The organism is Mesorhizobium sp. B2-1-3, assembly GCF_006442495.1.
Lineage (GTDB): Bacteria > Pseudomonadota > Alphaproteobacteria > Rhizobiales > Rhizobiaceae > Mesorhizobium.
In genome coordinates this window covers 53,274-69,120 of the sequence record NZ_VFWL01000021.1, presented here as the reverse complement: position 1 = coordinate 69,120, position 15,847 = coordinate 53,274, and the positions used below count along the sequence as shown (strand labels likewise).

At 63.9% G+C, this 15,847-nt stretch carries 15 protein-coding genes; 7 read left to right on the top strand and 8 right to left on the bottom strand.

Going from position 1 to position 15,847, the window contains the following annotated elements; all coding sequences use genetic code 11:
- Window positions 1–17 precede the first annotated feature (17 nt).
- Window positions 18–1,436, bottom strand: a complete 1,419-nt coding sequence (locus FJ973_RS26825; RefSeq protein ID WP_140558454.1) for an aminotransferase — start codon at window positions 1,434–1,436, stop codon at window positions 18–20.
- Window positions 1,437–1,462: 26 nt separating this feature from the next.
- A complete protein-coding gene (locus tag FJ973_RS26820; protein WP_140558452.1) occupies window positions 1,463–1,708 on the bottom strand; it encodes a hypothetical protein in 246 nt (81 codons plus the stop codon).
- A 63-nt stretch (window positions 1,709–1,771) separates the two neighbouring features.
- Here FJ973_RS26820 and FJ973_RS26815 point away from each other — a divergent pair, with 63 nt between their 5' ends.
- From FJ973_RS26815 to FJ973_RS26805, 3 genes are read left to right on the top strand one after another with little or no spacing between them, the layout of a single operon-like run.
- Entirely contained in the window at window positions 1,772–2,689 is a 918-nt protein-coding gene (locus FJ973_RS26815; RefSeq protein WP_140517906.1) for an ABC transporter permease, read from the top strand.
- The gene (locus FJ973_RS26810; protein WP_140525484.1) at window positions 2,686–3,510 is read left to right on the top strand and encodes an ABC transporter permease; all 825 of its coding nucleotides are present in this window, start codon (window positions 2,686–2,688) and stop codon (window positions 3,508–3,510) included. Before FJ973_RS26815 ends, FJ973_RS26810 begins: the two co-directional genes overlap by 4 nt.
- 37 nt (window positions 3,511–3,547) lie before the next feature.
- Window positions 3,548–4,621, top strand: a complete 1,074-nt coding sequence (locus FJ973_RS26805; RefSeq protein ID WP_140558485.1) for an ABC transporter ATP-binding protein — start codon at window positions 3,548–3,550, stop codon at window positions 4,619–4,621.
- Here the strand turns inward: FJ973_RS26805 and FJ973_RS26800 are convergent.
- The 5 genes from FJ973_RS26800 to FJ973_RS26780 all read right to left on the bottom strand — a co-directional run bounded on the left by FJ973_RS26800 (window position 4,585) and on the right by FJ973_RS26780 (window position 9,727).
- On the bottom strand, window positions 4,585–5,895 hold the full coding sequence (locus FJ973_RS26800) for a flavin monoamine oxidase family protein (RefSeq protein ID WP_181167727.1): 1,311 nt from the start codon (window positions 5,893–5,895) through the stop codon (window positions 4,585–4,587). The two genes, FJ973_RS26805 and FJ973_RS26800, sit on opposite strands and share 37 nt — an antisense overlap.
- Window positions 5,892–6,968 carry an extracellular solute-binding protein gene (locus FJ973_RS26795; protein WP_140558449.1) on the bottom strand — a complete coding sequence of 359 codons (1,077 nt, stop codon included), beginning with the start codon at window positions 6,966–6,968 and terminating at the stop codon, window positions 5,892–5,894. Before FJ973_RS26795 ends, FJ973_RS26800 begins: the two co-directional genes overlap by 4 nt.
- A 110-nt stretch (window positions 6,969–7,078) precedes the next feature.
- Entirely contained in the window at window positions 7,079–8,179 is a 1,101-nt protein-coding gene (locus tag FJ973_RS26790) for an ABC transporter substrate-binding protein (RefSeq protein WP_140558448.1), read from the bottom strand.
- A 33-nt stretch (window positions 8,180–8,212) separates the two neighbouring features.
- Window positions 8,213–8,899, bottom strand: coding sequence for a transcriptional regulator BetI (betI, locus tag FJ973_RS26785; RefSeq protein WP_224655901.1), 687 nt, complete (start codon window positions 8,897–8,899; stop codon window positions 8,213–8,215).
- Window positions 8,900–8,926: 27 nt separating this feature from the next.
- Window positions 8,927–9,727, bottom strand: coding sequence for a class I SAM-dependent methyltransferase (locus FJ973_RS26780; RefSeq protein ID WP_140558445.1), 801 nt, complete (start codon window positions 9,725–9,727; stop codon window positions 8,927–8,929).
- A gap of 201 nt (window positions 9,728–9,928) precedes the next feature.
- Here FJ973_RS26780 and FJ973_RS26775 point away from each other — a divergent pair, with 201 nt between their 5' ends.
- The 4 genes from FJ973_RS26775 to FJ973_RS26760 are packed head-to-tail and all read left to right on the top strand — an operon-like array spanning window position 9,929 to window position 14,632.
- Entirely contained in the window at window positions 9,929–11,548 is a 1,620-nt protein-coding gene (locus FJ973_RS26775) for an NAD(P)/FAD-dependent oxidoreductase (protein WP_140558443.1), read from the top strand.
- On the top strand, window positions 11,535–13,100 hold the full coding sequence (locus FJ973_RS26770) for an NAD(P)/FAD-dependent oxidoreductase (protein WP_140558441.1): 1,566 nt from the start codon (window positions 11,535–11,537) through the stop codon (window positions 13,098–13,100). The genes FJ973_RS26775 and FJ973_RS26770 overlap by 14 nt, the downstream gene beginning before the upstream one ends.
- A 51-nt stretch (window positions 13,101–13,151) precedes the next feature.
- Window positions 13,152–14,375 (top strand): aminomethyltransferase family protein, encoded by a 1,224-nt coding sequence (locus tag FJ973_RS26765; RefSeq protein WP_140558440.1) that lies wholly within the window; start codon window positions 13,152–13,154, stop codon window positions 14,373–14,375.
- A 2-nt stretch (window positions 14,376–14,377) separates the two neighbouring features.
- Window positions 14,378–14,632, top strand: a complete 255-nt coding sequence (locus FJ973_RS26760) for a hypothetical protein (protein ID WP_140500602.1) — start codon at window positions 14,378–14,380, stop codon at window positions 14,630–14,632.
- Window positions 14,633–14,637: 5 nt separating this feature from the next.
- On the opposite strand, the gene FJ973_RS26755 is transcribed toward FJ973_RS26760, so the two are convergent.
- Window positions 14,638–15,696 carry a dipeptidase gene (locus FJ973_RS26755; protein ID WP_140558438.1) on the bottom strand — a complete coding sequence of 353 codons (1,059 nt, stop codon included), beginning with the start codon at window positions 15,694–15,696 and terminating at the stop codon, window positions 14,638–14,640.
- Window positions 15,697–15,847 lie beyond the last annotated feature (151 nt).

The window sequence follows — 15,847 nt, the reverse complement described above, 5'->3', positions numbered from 1 at the left end:
GGGGCGAAGAAAGAACGTCATCCCCGCCACACCCCTTCTTTCCTGAGATCATCCATCGTGCGCGAAATGCCCTCGCGCAAAATGCCGACCATGTCGTCGATCTGCTCGCGCGTGATGACCAGCGGCGGCGACATCACGCACATGTTGATCAGCGGCCGCACCAGCAGGCCGAGCTCGTGGCAATGCGCGTCGATGCGTTTGCCGACATCCTTGTCGAGCTGCAGCGGGTCCTTGCTTTCGCGGTCGGCGACACATTCGACGCAGCCCATCAATCCCAGCCCGCGCACCTCGCCGACCAACGGCAATTCTTCCAGCGTCTTCATCTGCGCCTGGAAGTAGGGCGCGACCGCTTGCGTGTGGGCAAGTACGCCCTGCTCCAGAAGGTCGAGATTCCTGAGCGCCACTGCGCAGCCGACCGGATGGGAGGTGTAGGTCAGGCCATGGCCGAACATCGCGTCGGGATGGTTCGACCGGCGCAGTTCCTCCAGCAGCCGTTCCGATATGATGACGCCGCCGAGCGGGAAATAGCCTGACGTCACACCCTTGGCGAAGGTGATCATGTCGGGATCGATGCCGAACACATCGCCGGAGGCGAAGACATGGCCCAGCCGTCCAAAGCCCGTCACCACCTCGTCGGAGACATAGAGGATGTCGTTGTCGCGGCAGATCTCGCGGATGCGCTTGAGGTAGCCGTCCGGCGGCACGATAACGCCGCCGGAGGCCTGCACCGGCTCGCCGACGAAAGCGCCGATCCGGTCAGCACCGACTCGCGCGACGGTGTCGCGGAACTGGTCGACGAGGAAGTCGGTGAAATCAGCCATGCTCATGCCCTGCGGACGACGGAACGGATCGGGCGAGGACAGCTTGATCACCAGCTCGTCGGCGCCGTCCATCCAGTCGCGGTCACGCGGGCGGCCATTGAGCGAGGCCGACAGATAGGTCGAGCCGTGATAGGCGCCGCCGCGCGACAGGATCAGCTTCTTCTCCGGCCGGCCCCGCACATTGTTGTAGAACTGCATGAAGCGCAGCGCCGTCTCCACCGCCGAGGAGCCGCCTGTGGTGTAGAAGACGTGGCTGAGATCGCCAGGCGCATGACCTGCTATGCGACCGGCAAGTTCCGCCGACGGCGCGTTCATCGTGTACCAGGGCGTATTGTAGGACAGTGCCATCGCCTGGTCGTACATCACCCTGGCGAGCTCCTCGCGCCGATGGCCGACATTGACGCACCACATGCCGGCCGGCCCGTCGATCAACCGCTTGCCGGTGCCGTCGGTGATGTAGATGCCGTCGCCTTCGCCGATCAGCGCGCGCGCTTCCGCGCCGACCGAACCGGCATACGGCCAAGGCTGGACGAGATGGCGCCTGGCCAACTCGACGGCATCGGCAGCTCCGGCTCCGGCCATTTCGCTCGCCTTCAGGTCCCTCGCAGCCGCCATCGTCATCTCCACATCACTTGTCGAATTCAGGATTTCGAAATTTGGCCGGCAATGCTGGAAATTTCCGGCATAATCCCCACAATTTTGAATGTCCGTTCAATCAATATCTCAGAAATAGCGCTTGATTTCAATCCGCGGATGCGGGCATGATGAAAGAAAGCCGGCAAGCTCGGAGCGCGATCAGCAAAACTGGTCACCGGTTTTGCGTTCGATCGCGCTCCAAAACAAAATTGGGAACAAACAGCCGGCGCCAGTCCAACGGGATACCGCATGGCGGGACGCTCCAGGCCAGCAACCGAGATCACAGCCGGAGCCCTGCCCCCCGGAGTCTGGCAATGACGGCGGCGGTGGAAGGGTCGCCCCCGTTGCGCATGACGCGGGCCAGACGAAATGCCCTTCTGCAATCCGAACCCGTGCAGGGCTTTGCCCTGATCAGCCCAACCTTTCTCTACGCGCTCATCCTCCTGGTCCTGCCGATCCTGGTGGTCATCGCCCACTCCTTCTGGACGCAGAACTATCTGACCATCGACCGCACCTTCACGCTGGAAAACTACCGCGTCGCCCTGACCGAGCCGATCTATCGCGATCTGTTGTGGCGCTCGCTGTATATCTCGCTGACGGTCAGCTTCTTCACCGTCGTCCTGGCTTATCCGATCGCCTATTTCATTTCCTTCCACGGCGGCCGCCACAAGAGCCTGTGGCTGTTCCTCATCACCATCCCGTTCTGGACCAGCTATCTCCTGCGCGTGATGTCGTGGAAGGTCATTCTCGGCTATAACGGCGTCTTGAACTCCGGGCTGATCGGCCTCGGCATCATCAACGAGCCGTCGACGGCGCTGCTCTACAATTCGAGCGCCGTCATCATCACGCTGACCCACGCCTGGGCGGCCTTCGCCATCCTGCCGATCTTCGTCTCGCTGGAGAAGATCGACCGGACCCTGGTGGAGGCGGCTACGGATCTCGGCGATGGTCCCTTTCGTTCGTTCCTTCGCGTGACTTTGCCGCTGTCGGCGCCAGGCATCATCTCGGCGGCGCTGATCGTGATGATCCCGACGGTCGGCGACTATGTCACCCCCAAACTCGTCGGCGGCAAGGACGGCGTCATGATCGCCAACGCCATCCAGGCGCAGTTCGGCAAGGCCTCGAACTGGCCGCTGGGCGCCGCCCTTTCCGTCACCACCATGCTGGTCGTGACGTTGATGGCCGGCGCCACGGTGCTGGTCATCCGTGCCGCCCAGAGGCTTGCGCGATGAGCGCGGCGCGACGTCTGCTGCCGGGCGGCTGGCTGTCGGCCTACGCCTTCCTCTATGTCGGCTTCCTTTATCTGCCCGTGATCTTCCTGCCGATCTTTTCGATCAACACTGCGGCCACACCGAAATTCCCGCTGACCGGCTACACCCTCAAATGGTACGAGGACCTGCCCAACACGCCGGCGCTGCTCGACGCCACCTGGAACAGCCTGATCGTCGGCGTCTCGGCGTCCGTCCTTTCGACGGTTCTCGGCATCCTCGCTGCCCGCTCGATCACCCGCTACCGCTATCCCGGCCGGCGGGCCATCAACGGTCTGATCATGGCGCCGCTCGTGCTGCCGGAAGTCATCGTCGCCATCTCGATGCTGCTGGTGATGCTGCAGCTCGGCTTGAGCCTCTCTCTGTTTACCGTCGTGCTCGGCCATGTCCTGGTCTGCATCCCCTATTCGATGACGGTGCTGACCTCCGGCTTCGAGGGTTTCGATCGCAGCCTCGAGGAGGCCTCGGCCGACCTCGGCGAGAGCGCCTTCGGCACCTTCCGGCGGGTGACGCTGCCGATGGTGGCGCCGGCAATCATCTCCAGCCTGCTGGTCTGCTTCACCATTTCGCTGGACGAGTTCATCATCGCCTTCTTCCTGACCGGTACCGAGGCGACGCTGCCGATCTATATCTGGGGCCAGTTGCGCTTCGCGGCGAAACTGCCGGGCGTGCTCGCGCTCGGCACGCTGCTGCTGGTCGCCTCCTTCCTGCTGATGACCGTCGCCGAAATCCTGCGCCGCCGCGCCGCCAGACGCACCCAGAACGAGGGAGGGCTTTATGCCTGAGCAGGCCCCATCGGCACGAACCCTGTCCGAACGGACGATGATCGAGATCAACCGCGTCACCCGCAGCTACGGCGCCTTCAAGGCGCTCGACGATGCCTCCTTGACCATTCGCGAGGGCGAATTCTTCTCGCTGCTCGGCCCGTCCGGCTGCGGCAAGACCACGCTGTTGCGCATGATCGCCGGCTTCGACAACCCGACGAGCGGTTCGATCTCGGTCGGCGGCCAGCCGATGGAAGGCATTGCGCCCAATCGCCGACCGACCAACATGGTGTTCCAGAGCTATGCGATCTTCCCGCATCTCAACGTCGAGCAGAACGTCGCCTATGGCCTGAAGCGGCTGAAATTGCAGGGCGGCGAGGAGAAGCGCCGCGTCGAGGAAGCCCTGGCGCAGGTCTCTCTCACCGGCCTCGGCAAGCGTCTCGCCACCGAGCTGTCCGGCGGCCAGCGGCAACGCGTCGCGCTCGCCCGCGCGCTGGTGATGCGGCCCAAGGTGCTGCTGCTCGACGAGCCGCTGTCGGCGCTCGACAAGAAGCTGCGCGAACAGATGCAGGTCGAGTTGCGCCGCCTGCAGCAGGCCGTCGGCATCACCTTCGTGCTGGTCACCCACGACCAGTATGAAGCGCTGGCCATGTCCGACCGCATCGCCGTGATGTTCGGCGGCAAGATCGCGCAGGTCGCCTCGCCCAAGGAGATCTACCAGCGGCCGGTCAACCGCCAGGTTGCCGACTTCCTCGGCGGCATGAATTTCGTCAAGGCCGAGATCGTCGAGGAGAACGGCGGCTCGCTGGTCGTCGACACGCTGGGCTTCGGCCGTGTGAAGACCGACAAGCCAAAGGCCTTCGTGCGCAATGGCAGCGGCGCCACGCTCGGCATCCGCCCGGAGCGCCTGCGCGTGTTGTGGGACAACGCGACGGCCAAGTTCGAGGTTGCCGGAAAGGTGGTCGAACGCCACTATTTTGGCGAGATCACCCATCTGATCGTCGAGATCCCGGGTCTGGAAAAGCCGCTGTCGGTAACCGAGACCAACGATTTCGGCGCCGACGACATTCCGGTCGGCACTTCGATCCGCCTTGCTTACGATCCCGAAGCCCTGGTGGCGATGGCCGACTGAAGGTCGGCGACTATCTTGCGCGCGGCGATGCGCCCGGCAACGATCGCCCCTTCGACATAGCCGGGGAATGACGGCGACAGCTCCGACGATGCGAAATGAACAGGCGGCGCGCCGGCCAGGAGCACGGGCTCGGCATCGGTCGCGGCAACGTCGACGATGAGGTCGCTGTAGCCGCCGCCGCTCCAGCGGTCATGCGTCCAGTCGCGCTGGCTGAACTCCGCGATTTCGGCCGCGTCGGGGCCGAGGGCTTCCACCAGTTTCCCGGTCACTTCGGCGCGCAGTGCCGCCTCGCCGAGCTCACCCCAGCGCAAGGCGAGCGGGCCGCCGACGAAGACGACCAGCGCCGCGTGGCCTTCATCCGGACTGGCATCGCAGGCGAACAGCCCCGGCGGGTCGCGCCACATCACCATGCCGCTCAAGCCGCGGCGGCGCCAGAAGGCAGCGGGGTAGCGCACCAGCACCTTGATCACGGCGCCGCTTTCCCAGACGCCGAGTGCCTTCGCCAGGGATTCGGGCAAGGCGGGTGCGAAGCCCAGTTTCGCCACCATGACCGGCGGCACCGCGACAAGTGCCGCCCGCGCTTCAATGACACCCGCCGCCGAGACGATACGAACGCCTTGCGGTCCATGCTCGATGCACGAAACGGCTGCGTTGAGCCGCAGCCGGTCGCCGAGATCGCTGGCCAGGTCCTCTGCCACTGACTGCATCGTCTCGCGCAGGAAATACTGCAGCTCCGGCACCTCATTGGTGATGCGCCGATCATTGTCGATCAGGTGCCAGAGCGGCAGTTTCTCCAGCGCCAGGCACCACAGGCCTTCGATCATCGAGCGGAAGGCTGCCTTAACGGCATCGGCATCATCCTGCCGGTCGAGCCAGGCGGCAACCGTCAGCCCGGCAATCGAGGGATCGTCCGGCGCGATCGCGTTCATCCGCTCGCGGATCGCCATCGAACCAGAATAGGTTCGCTTCGCCTCGGCGGCGGAGATTGGCGGCTGGGCGACAAACGCGCCCTCGACATGAGTTTCGACAAGCGTCCTGCCGCGCGCGTCGACAAGCGCCATCAGCTCCGGCATGTCCTCGCACAGGAACTGGCCGCCACTGTCGATGCGCTCGCCGAAGCCGATCTCCACCGATTCGACGCGCCCGCCGACACGGTCGCGCGCCTCGAGCAGCACGAAATCGACGCCGGCCTTTTTCAGCTCGAGCGCTGCCGACAGACCGGAGAAGCCGGCGCCGATGATGACGACATCGGCTTTTGCGGATTCGCTGTTCAATAGCCGGCCTTGATCTTCTCGAACTCGGCGACCATGCGCTGCTTGAGCTCCGGCGCCACCGGCTGTTGGAACAGCGTCTTGTCGAGGAATTTATCGAGATCGTCGAAGCCGCGGTCGGCCAGCACCTGGTGATCGACTGCGGCCATGCCGGCACCGTTGCCATGGCCGTAGCCGAAGGTCTTGACCATATAGTCCGACACCCCGGGCGCATTGACGGCGCTCAGGAAATCATAGGCCCGGTCGAGCTTGCCCGGCGCGTCCTTCATCAGCACATAACCGCAAACCCAGGTCGAGATGCCTTCCTTGCTGTCGCGGTTCATGGCGATCGGCAGGCCTTGCCCCTTCAGCGTCACATAGGTCTCGTTCCAGCCCCAGACGAGATCGACCTCATTGCCGATGAAGGCCTGGTTGAGATCGGTGTCGTCGGTCCAGTAGAAACGGATGTTCTTGTGCACGTCGCGCAGGAAGGCGGACGCCTCCTGGAACTGGGCATCGGTCATCCCTGTCCAGTCTTTCAGCCCGATGACGAGACTCGCCAGCGCATAGGCGTCGTCGACATTGTCGCCGATGGTGACGCGGCCCTTGAACTTCGGGTCAGCGAAGATCCTGAGCGATTGCGCCTGCTCCGGCGTCACCTTGTCGGTGCGGTAGAGAAGCGAGGTGTTGCCCCAGTCGAACGGCATGAACCACGCTTTGCCGTCGTCGGTGGTGGCGAGATCCTTCATCGCCATGATGCCGGGATTGAGGTCTTTCCAGCCTGCTATCCTCGACGTGTCGAGCGGCTGCAGCAAGCCCGCCTCGCGCCACTTGACCACGCTTTGCGAACAGGGATGCGCGATGTCGGCCTTGAAGCCGGCCCGCATCTTCTCGAAGGCCTCGTCCTCGTCGCCGAAGAAGGCGAAGGTCGGCTCGGCGCCGTATTTGGCGGCATAGGCGGGGTGCAGCAGCGGGTCCTCATAGCCGGACCAGTCGAACACGACGAGGTCGCCGCCACCTTCCGCCCAGGCATAGACGGCGCCGGCGCCGATCACGCAGGCGGCGGCAAGGGCAAGGCGGCGTAGCACTGGCTTCATGGTGCGAATTCCCCCGTCGCGAAAGGCTGCCGCGAGGTTATGAGAATTCGCCTCTCTTGGCGAGCCCGCCCGCCCACCATCTCCGCAGGCGGGCGGGCGGCCGAACCGGCTCAATATCCGGCTTTGATCTTCTCGAATTCGGCGATCATCTTGAGCTTGAGCTGCGACGGCACCGGCGACTGGAACAGCGTCTTATCGACGAATTTCTGCACATCGTCATAGCCTTTTTCCTTCAGCACGGCCTGATCGACGCCGGCCATGCCCTTGGCGTTGGCCTGGCCATAGCCCCAGTCCTTGACCAGCACCTTGGCGGTTTCGGGATCGTTGACGGCGTTCAGATAATCATATGCCTTGTCGACATTGCCGGGCGCGTCCTTGAACAGCACATAGCCGCAGACCCAGGTCGAAATGCCTTCGTTAGTGTCCTTCTTGGCCTTGATCGGCACGCCGGCGGCGACCGATTGCACGGTGGCGTCGTTCCATGCCCAGGCAAGATCGACCTCGCCGCCGCTCAAAAGCTGCACCACGTCCGTTGTGTCGGTCCAGTAGGAGCGCACGTTCTTATGCACCTGGCGCAGGAAATCCGACGCCTGTTTGAACTGGTCGTCGGTCATCTTGGTCCAGTCCTTGACGCCGATGGCGAGGCTCGCCAGCGCATAGGCGTCGTCGACATTGTCGCCGATCGACACCCGGCCCTTGAACTTCGGATCCGCGAACGCCTTCAGCGACTGCACGTCCTTGGCGTCGACCTTTTCGGAATTATAGGTGAGCTGGGTGTTGCCCCAGTCCCAGGGCATGAACCAGGCCTTGCCGTCCGCGGTCGTGGCGAGATCCTTCATCGCCATGATTCCGGGATTGAGATCTTTCCAGCCTGTGATCTTCGATGTGTCGAGCGGCCGCAGCAGGCCGGCCTCGCGCCATTTCACCACGCTCTGCGAGCAGGGATGGCCGAGATCGGCCTTGAAACCCGAGCGCACCTTTTCGAACGCCTCGTCCTCGTCGCCAAAGAAGGCGAAGGTCGGCGAATCGCCGTTCTTCTCGACATATTTCGGATGGAAGCTCGGATCCTCATAGCCGGACCAGTCGAACACGACCAGGTCTTTGTCGGCGGCAACCGCCAGGGCTGCGGCCGAGGCCGCCAGCACGCCGGTCAATGCCAGGGTCAATGTCAGGCGTCGGGCCAATGTCAGCCGCTGGATTGATGTCTTCATTGCTGTTCCATCCTCTTTTATTTATCGATTGCTTCATGCCTTGCGACGGGTGGCGGCTGCTCCCTGGTAATGTTTGGGGAATGCGGCCGACAGGAATTCGTTGGCTGCCTGCAAGGCGCTCTCGCGGGTAGTGTCTTCGGTGCCCATCATCAAGCGCAGCCACAGTCCCTCCAGCGTCGCGCTGAGCGCCAGCGCCATGACCTGCGGCTCATAGGCATAGCCGCCGCTTTGCTTGAGCGTCGCGCAAAGCTCGATGAAGATGTTCTGGTAGACGGCATCGCGGGCGCTGCTCAGCGCCTGGTAGGTCGGCCGCGACTTGGCCTCGCCCCAGAAGGCGCACCAGGCCGCCAGCTTGCGCTTGTTGCAGATCGAACGGTCGAAATCGGCCGCGACCAGGGTCCGCAACTGGTCGGCGGGGTCGTTCCCCGCTTTCTCCAAGGCATTGCGCCAATGCGCCGAGTACTCGTCATACATATGTTGCAAGGTCGCGATCAGCAGTTTTTCCTTGCTCTCGAAATGGAAATTGACGATGCCGCGCGACAGGCCCGCGCCATCGGCGACGTCGGCCATCGTCGTCTCCGAATAGCCGCGCTTGGCCAACGAATCGATCGTCGCCTCGATCAGCTGAAGCTGCCTGACCTCCTTGGAAGCCTTACGCCCGCGTTTCTCGGGTTCGCTCGATGCCTCGGCGGACTGCTCTTGGCGTGCTGCAATTTTCATGGGTGCGGTCATGCTCCACATCGCCGGCTAGCCGACCATCTTCGGTTTTTGCCCGCGAAGATGAGTGGGACGGTGCTCGCCACTGTCAAGCACCTTCTGCATGGCCTCCCAGGTTCGTATGTTCTTGTCGACATAGGCGGCGCCCACTGCCGCCGCGACCGTCGGATAGAGCGGCCCCTTCAGCCTTTCCAGTTCGCCCCGCGCCACCTCGCGGTACCAGGGATTCCGGTCGCGAACCGCGATCTCGGCAAAGCCCGCCTGGCGCATCGCCTGTGCGTAGCGCGCCGGCGAGGCCATCGCGAAGGACAGCCCTTCGGCGGCGACATAGGCCTTCATCTCCGGTGATGGTTCGCCGTCATGCGAGATCATCCAGTTTGATGCCGCAAAGGCGCCGCCGGCCTTGAGCACGCGGAATATCTCCGCAAACAGCGCATCCTTGTCGGCGACATGCAGCAGCGCATCCTTGGAGAAGACGACGTCGAAGGACTGATCCTCGAAAGGCAACCGCCCAGGCGGCGCCTGGATGAAGCTGGCGCGGTCGGCAAGCCCGCGGGAGGCTGCCCGCCGCCTGGCCGTTTCGATCACCGGCCGCTCAACATCGAAGCCGGTGACGTGCGCGGCGCCATGCCGTTCGACCAGATGCAGCGTGATGCCTCCGGACCCGCAGCCGATGTCGAGGATGGTCTTGCCTGCGAGCGAAAGCCCCTCGAGCACGCGGTCGACTTCGTCGGGCCCGCCCGGCGACAGGTAGCCGTCGCCCCACAGCGCCTCGAGGAAGCGGATGGCGGCTCCGTCATACTCCGGCTCGGCCTCGGCCGTTTCGATCATCAACCCTCGATCCCCAATCGACGAATGTCCGTCTCGAACGCCTGCAAAGCCTAGCCCATGTCTGGGAAAACGCAACATCATTTGTTGAACATTCATTCAATATAGCTGGACAAAACGACGACTACCATGCCAAGTTTCGCGCATTGAGGGGACGGATTACGCCAAAATGAACAGCGGATCGCATGGAAAGACTGGGCCAAAATGAAAGCTTGGGATGCGATCGTCATCGGCGGCGGACACAACGGACTGGTCAATGCCTGCTATCTCCAGCGCGCCGGGCTCGACGTGCTGGTGGTGGAGAAGAATCCCTGGGTCGGCGGCGCCGCCACCAGCCGGGAACTGACGCCGGGCTTCCTCTATTCCAACTGTTCCTATGTTTGTTCGCTGTTTCGCCCTGAAATCATGCGCGACCTCGAACTGCCGCGCTTCGGCCTGCAGGTTATTTCCTATGAGGGCGGCGCGGTGTTCACCAGGGATGGCGACTATCTCGCCAATTACCGGGACCATGATGCACACCGGCGCGAATTTGCGCGCTTCTCGAAACGCGATGCCGAAGCCTACGACCGTTATGCGCGCGACGTGACGCGCCAGTGCCGTTTCATCCAGCCGCTGTTGATGCGCACCGCGCCCGACCCGACCAGTCTGCGGCCACGGGATCTAGGCGAGCTCCTTTATCTGGGCAAGAAATTCGCGGGCCTGTCGGCGGAGGAAATGGCGCTGACGCTGCGCTTCTGGACCATGTCGATCTCAGACTTCCTCAATGAATATTTCGAGACCGATGTCATCAAGGCCAATTTCGCTTTGTCCGGCATCATCGGCACGGCGCTCGGTCCGATGTCGCCCGGCACGGCTTATGTGCTGCTGCACCACTATATGGGCGAGGTCGACGGCTCGGTCGGCGCCTGGGGCTATGCGCGCGGCGGCATGGGCGCGGTGACAAAAGCGCTGGCGGCATCCTTCAAAGCGTCGGGTGGAACCATTCGCACCGGCGCCGAGGTCGACCATGTTCTGGTGAGCCGCGGCAAGGCCAAGGGTGTGGTGCTGGCGGGCGGTGAGGAGATCCGTGGCAAGCTCGTCGTCTCCAACGCCGACGTGAAGCGAACCTTCCTGAAATTGGTCGAGGAAAAGGAACTGCCCGAGATTTTCCTGCGCCGGGTCAGGAACTTCAAGATCCGAGGTTCGTCCGGCAAGGTCAACATCGCGCTGGACTCGATGCCCGAATTCCCGGCTCTGCCGAAGGATTCGCCGGTCTATCGCGGCGACATGCATTTCACCGATTCGATGGAGCGCATGGAGCGCGCCTATGACGACTGGAAGGCCGGGCGCTGGTCGGCCGATCCTTTCCTCGACATGGTCATCCCGACGACGCTCGACCCGACGATGGCGCCGCCGGGAAAACACTTCATGAGCTGCTTCGTGCAATACGCGCCGCCCAAGGTGAACGGCCATGAATGGTCCGACGCCGATCGCGACGGATTCGCCGAAAGCGTGATCGCGCAGATTGCCGACTACTCGCCCGGCTTTCGCGACCGCATCGTCCACATGGAGGTGCGCACGCCGCGCGAAATCGAGGCCGAGGTCGGGCTCACCGAAGGCAACATCTTCCAGGGCGAACTGACCTTCGACCAGCTTCTGTTCAACCGCCCGGTGCCGGGCTACGCGCAATACCGCTCGCCGGTCGGCGGTCTTTATATGTGCGGCTCCTCGACCCATCCCGGCGGCGGCGTCATGGGCGCGCCCGGCCGAAATGCCGCGGCCGAGATCCTGCGCGATCTCGCCAAATCGACCTCGCATATGAGCCCGGCCCATGACGTCATATGATGCAATCGTCATTGGCGGCGGCCATAATGGCCTCGTCACTGCTGTCACGCTGGCGAAGGCAGGGCGCAAGGTGCTGCTGCTGGAAGCGGGAGCCGATCTCGGCGGCGCCGCGCGCACGGAGGAATTCGCGCCGGGTTTTCATGTCTCGTCGATCGCCCATCTGCTGAACCGCCTGCATGCCGACGTGGTGAAGACGCTGGAACTGGAGAAGCATGGCCTGCGGATCACCCCAGACGACTTCGCGCCGTCGGTTGCGCTGTCGATGGACGGCTCCCCGCTGGTCCTGCACGGCGCCTATGGCGAAACGCTGACCGGCGCAAGTTTGTCCGAGCAATCCGCGTGGAAGCAGTTGCGCGCGCAACTGCTTCGCTACGCCGGCATCCTGGAACCCCTCCTCTCGCGTCGTCCGCCCGATCTGGCCGGCATGTCGCTGCTGGAGGCGGCGGCGTTCGGCCAGGCCGCACTGGCGCTGAAAAGGCTCGGCAAGGAAGACATGCGCGATTTCCTGCGTGTGCTTTTGATGAACGTCGCCGACCTGCTCGACGAGCAGCTTGCCGACATCAGGCTGAAAGGGCTGCTGGCCTTCGACGCGACGCTCGGCAGCCATCTCGGTCCGCGCTCGCCCACCTCGTTGCTCGGCCTCTACTACCGGCTGGCCGGCGAGGCCGGCGGTGCGGCCGGCGCGCAGACAGTGCCGAAGGGCGGCATGGGCGCGGTGATCGCCGCCATCCGCGCCTCGGCCGAAAAGGCCGGCGTGAACGTCCGCACATCGGCGCCTGTCGCAAGGATCATTGTCGAGAAAGGCCGTGCCGTCGGTATCGCATTGGACAATGGCGAGGTGCTGCGCGCCAGGACGATCGTCTCCGCGACAAATCCGGCGACGACTTTGCTCGACCTTGTCGGTCCACGCGAACTCGACACCGGCTTCGTGCGCAAGGTGAACAACATCCGCATGAAGGGTGATGTCGCCAAGCTTCACCTGGCGCTCGACAGGCCGCCGCAATTCACAGGTGTCGATGCCGCCGGCCACAGGGGGCGGCTGGTTATCGCCCCCTCGCCCGATCATGTCGAGCGCGCCTTCAATCCATCCAAATACGGCGCGTTCTCGCCCGAACCGGTGATGGAGATCACGCTGCCAAGCCTCGCCGATCCATCGCTCGCGCCCGACGGCGCCTGCGTGCTGTCGGCGGTGGTGCAATACGCGCCCTATGCTCTGAAAGAGGGATGGGGCGCCGGCAAGGCGAAATTCCTGGAGGCAATCATGGCTCAGCTCGAAGCCTACGCGCCAGGCATCGGCAAGACGGTGCGCCACACCGAGCTCTTGACGCCCGCCGACATCGAAACGCGCTACCGCATGCCGGGCGGCCACTGGCACCACGGCGAGTTGCAGGCCGACCAGATGCTGATCTCGCGCCCGGTCTCGGGCTGGTCCGGCTACGACACACCGCTCGACGGGCTGTTTCTCGCCGGTGCCGGTTCACATCCCGGCGGCGGCGTCTCCGGCGCACCTGGATTGAACGCCGCTCGACGCATCATTGCGATGAAGGGGTAAGGCGATGTTTCAGTTGGCGGCAGTCGCGTTCTACGGCGAAGGATCGCCAGCATGAATCAGCAACCATCATCCGCCCGCATCGAAGCCCAATCCCACTTCCGCACGTTGCGTCTCGGCACGCCGTTCCAGCCGCGCATCGATGCTCTGGCCAAGACCCAGGATTGGTACAACTGGGCGGGCTACCGCGCCCCCCATTCGCTGTGGGACGAGGAGCTCGAATATTTCGCCATTCGCAGCCAGTCGGCGCTCTTCGACATCTCGCCGATGACCAAGTACCGCGTCGAGGGACCGGACGCCGAGGCCTTCCTCGACCGCGTCACGCTGCGCGCCGTGACCAGGCTGAAGCCGGGCCGCGTCCATTACACCGCGTGGTGCAACGACGACGGCTTCGTCCTCGATGACGGCACGCTGTTCCGGCTCTCGCCGATGCGGTTCCGGCTGTGCTCGCAGGAGCGGCATTTGCCTTGGCTGCTCGACAGCGCCATCGGGTTCGATGTGACGGTGGAGGAAGAGACCGAAGCCGTCGCGGGCCTGGCACTGCAAGGTCCGACCTCTTTCGCCGTGCTGCGTGATGCCGGTTTTGCCGATGTCGAAAAGCTGAAGGCATTCGACCTCGCCGAATTCCCGCATGATGGCGAAACCGTCACCATCTCGCGCACCGGCTTCACCGGCGACCTCGGCTATGAATTGTTCATGCCGGTCGACAAGGCGCTGAGCCTGTGGGACCGGCTGATGGCGGCCGGCGAACTGCGCGGCATCCGCGCCATCGGCTATACCGCGCTCAACCGCGCCCGGATCGAGGCCGGGCTGATCGTCGCCAATGCCGACTTCACGACAGCCGAACACGCCATCCGTGCCGACCGCTTGCGCATGCCCGACGAGATCGGGCTCGGCTTCATGATCGACCTGGAAAAGGCCCATTTCAACGGCGGTCGCGCCATCTTCGAGGCGCGCGCCAAGCGCACGCTGCGGCATGTGCTGGTCGGGCTGGAGATCGAAGGCAACATCCCGGCCGAACACGCCATCGTCTATCACAGGAAGAGCCAGGAGGTCGGGCTGGTCAGCGCCGCCATGTGGTCGCCGATGGCCAAGCGCAACATCGCCATCGCTTCGCTGGTGCGACCATATGGTGATACTGTCGTCGACGACCTCTGGGTCGAGATCTACGCAATGCGCGAGCTGCAATACCAAAAGCTGATGAAGCGGGCCAAGGTGGTGCCGCGGCCGTTCATCAAGCTCGATCGCCGCACCGCCAATCCGCCGGCGGATTTCTGACCATGGACGAGGAAGCCGACAAGCAGCAAGAAGAGGCGGCCGAACAGTGGGAACTGGTCAACACGCCGCTCGGCGAAAAATGGTCGGGCCGCACACGCTATGCCGCCGCCATGTTCTTCTACAAGCGCGGCGAGATGAGCGCCGAGACGCTTGAGGTCTACCGCATCTGCGCGCGGCTCGATTCGGAAAACCCGCTGCCGATCATCCGCGACCGCGGCGTCGGCAAGGACTGGCTGAAGCGCATGGGGTTCGGCTGACCTGCCTATCCTATGGTTCTTTCCAGCATGGCCAGCCAGTTTCGGTAGGCGATCTTTTCGATCAGCGCGCGGCCGAAGCCGCGTGCGGCGAGCGCATCGATGAGCTTCGGCAGGCCGGCGGCGTCGCCAATGACGGCCGGGATCATGGCTCCGTCGAAATCGGAGCCGAGGCCAACCCCATCCTCACCCAGCGCCTGCAGCAGGGAATCGATGTGGCGCACCATGATGTCGAGGCCGGTATCGGCATTCATCTTTCCGTCCTCGCGCAGGAAGCCGGTGGCGAAGTTCAGCCCGACCATGCCGCCGGTTTCGCGAATCGCGCCGAGCTGCCAGTCGGTGAGATTGCGTGAGTGGCCGCAGATCGCATGCACGTTGGAATGGGTCGCGACCAGCGGCGCATCGCTGAGCGCGGCGACATCGCGAAAGCCTTTCTCGTTGAGATGCGACAGGTCGATCATGATCCTGAGTTGGTTGCAGGCCTTGACCAGCGCCTTGCCGGCATCGGTCAAGCCGGGACCGGTATCGGGCGAGGACGGAAAGCGGAACGGCACGCCATGGCCGAAAGCGTTCGGGCGGCTCCAGACGATGCCGAGCGAGCGCAAGCCGGCGGCATGCAGCACGTCGAGCATGGTGAGTTCGGGATCGATCGCCTCGACCCCTTCGATATGGAATACCGCAGCGATCGACTCGCGCGCCATGGCGCCGCGCACATCTGCGGCATTGCGGCAGACGCTCAGCGCTCCGGCCCGTTCCAGCCTGAACAGGATCGAAGCCATCGCGATCGTCGAGGCCAGAGCATCGCTGTGCGGGAGTTCGGGCGGCAAAGGCTCGGCATCGCTGGGCGTCGACGGGACAGCGCCGCGCCGGCCTCTCTCGACAGGCGGCGGGAAGATCGCGAACATGCCGCCGGCAAACCCGCCGGCCCGTGCGCGCGGCAGGTCGATATGGCCGCCCGATTTCCCTTCCATGAACAGCTTTTCGACGTCCGGGTCTTTCGACTGATAGAGTCTGAGCAGCGTGTCGTTATGGCCGTCGAAGACGGGAACGAGATCGGTTTCGGTCATGAAGGGATCATTCGGTTCGATGTGTCGCACGCCGCCCGCGATATATCATATCTACTTAGGCAAGATGGGCCGAGCGTGCAAATGCCAAAGCCGTGCTGGCCTATCACACTGTTTTACTCCCGCGGGTCCCGACTGGCAAAGCGCCGGCTGA

Bases quoted from the DNA above. Each gene is read 5' to 3' on its own strand.
- FJ973_RS26780 (WP_140558445.1), bottom strand. From the start codon at position 9,727: ATGATCGAAACGGCCGAGGCCGAGCCGGAGTATGACGGAGCCGCCATC.
- FJ973_RS26810 (WP_140525484.1), top strand. From the start codon at position 2,686: ATGAGCGCGGCGCGACGTCTGCTGCCGGGCGGCTGGCTGTCGGCCTAC.
- FJ973_RS26760 (WP_140500602.1), top strand. From the start codon at position 14,378: ATGGACGAGGAAGCCGACAAGCAGCAAGAAGAGGCGGCCGAACAGTGG.
- FJ973_RS26795 (WP_140558449.1), bottom strand. From the start codon at position 6,968: ATGAAGCCAGTGCTACGCCGCCTTGCCCTTGCCGCCGCCTGCGTGATC.
- FJ973_RS26790 (WP_140558448.1), bottom strand. From the start codon at position 8,179: ATGAAGACATCAATCCAGCGGCTGACATTGGCCCGACGCCTGACATTG.
- FJ973_RS26755 (WP_140558438.1), bottom strand. From the start codon at position 15,696: ATGACCGAAACCGATCTCGTTCCCGTCTTCGACGGCCATAACGACACG.
- FJ973_RS26775 (WP_140558443.1), top strand. From the start codon at position 9,929: ATGAAAGCTTGGGATGCGATCGTCATCGGCGGCGGACACAACGGACTG.
- FJ973_RS26765 (WP_140558440.1), top strand. From the start codon at position 13,152: ATGAATCAGCAACCATCATCCGCCCGCATCGAAGCCCAATCCCACTTC.
- FJ973_RS26820 (WP_140558452.1), bottom strand. From the start codon at position 1,708: ATGCGGTATCCCGTTGGACTGGCGCCGGCTGTTTGTTCCCAATTTTGT.
- betI (WP_224655901.1), bottom strand. From the start codon at position 8,899: ATGAAAATTGCAGCACGCCAAGAGCAGTCCGCCGAGGCATCGAGCGAA.
- FJ973_RS26815 (WP_140517906.1), top strand. From the start codon at position 1,772: ATGACGGCGGCGGTGGAAGGGTCGCCCCCGTTGCGCATGACGCGGGCC.
- FJ973_RS26825 (WP_140558454.1), bottom strand. From the start codon at position 1,436: ATGGCGGCTGCGAGGGACCTGAAGGCGAGCGAAATGGCCGGAGCCGGA.
- FJ973_RS26770 (WP_140558441.1), top strand. From the start codon at position 11,535: ATGACGTCATATGATGCAATCGTCATTGGCGGCGGCCATAATGGCCTC.
- FJ973_RS26805 (WP_140558485.1), top strand. From the start codon at position 3,548: ATGATCGAGATCAACCGCGTCACCCGCAGCTACGGCGCCTTCAAGGCG.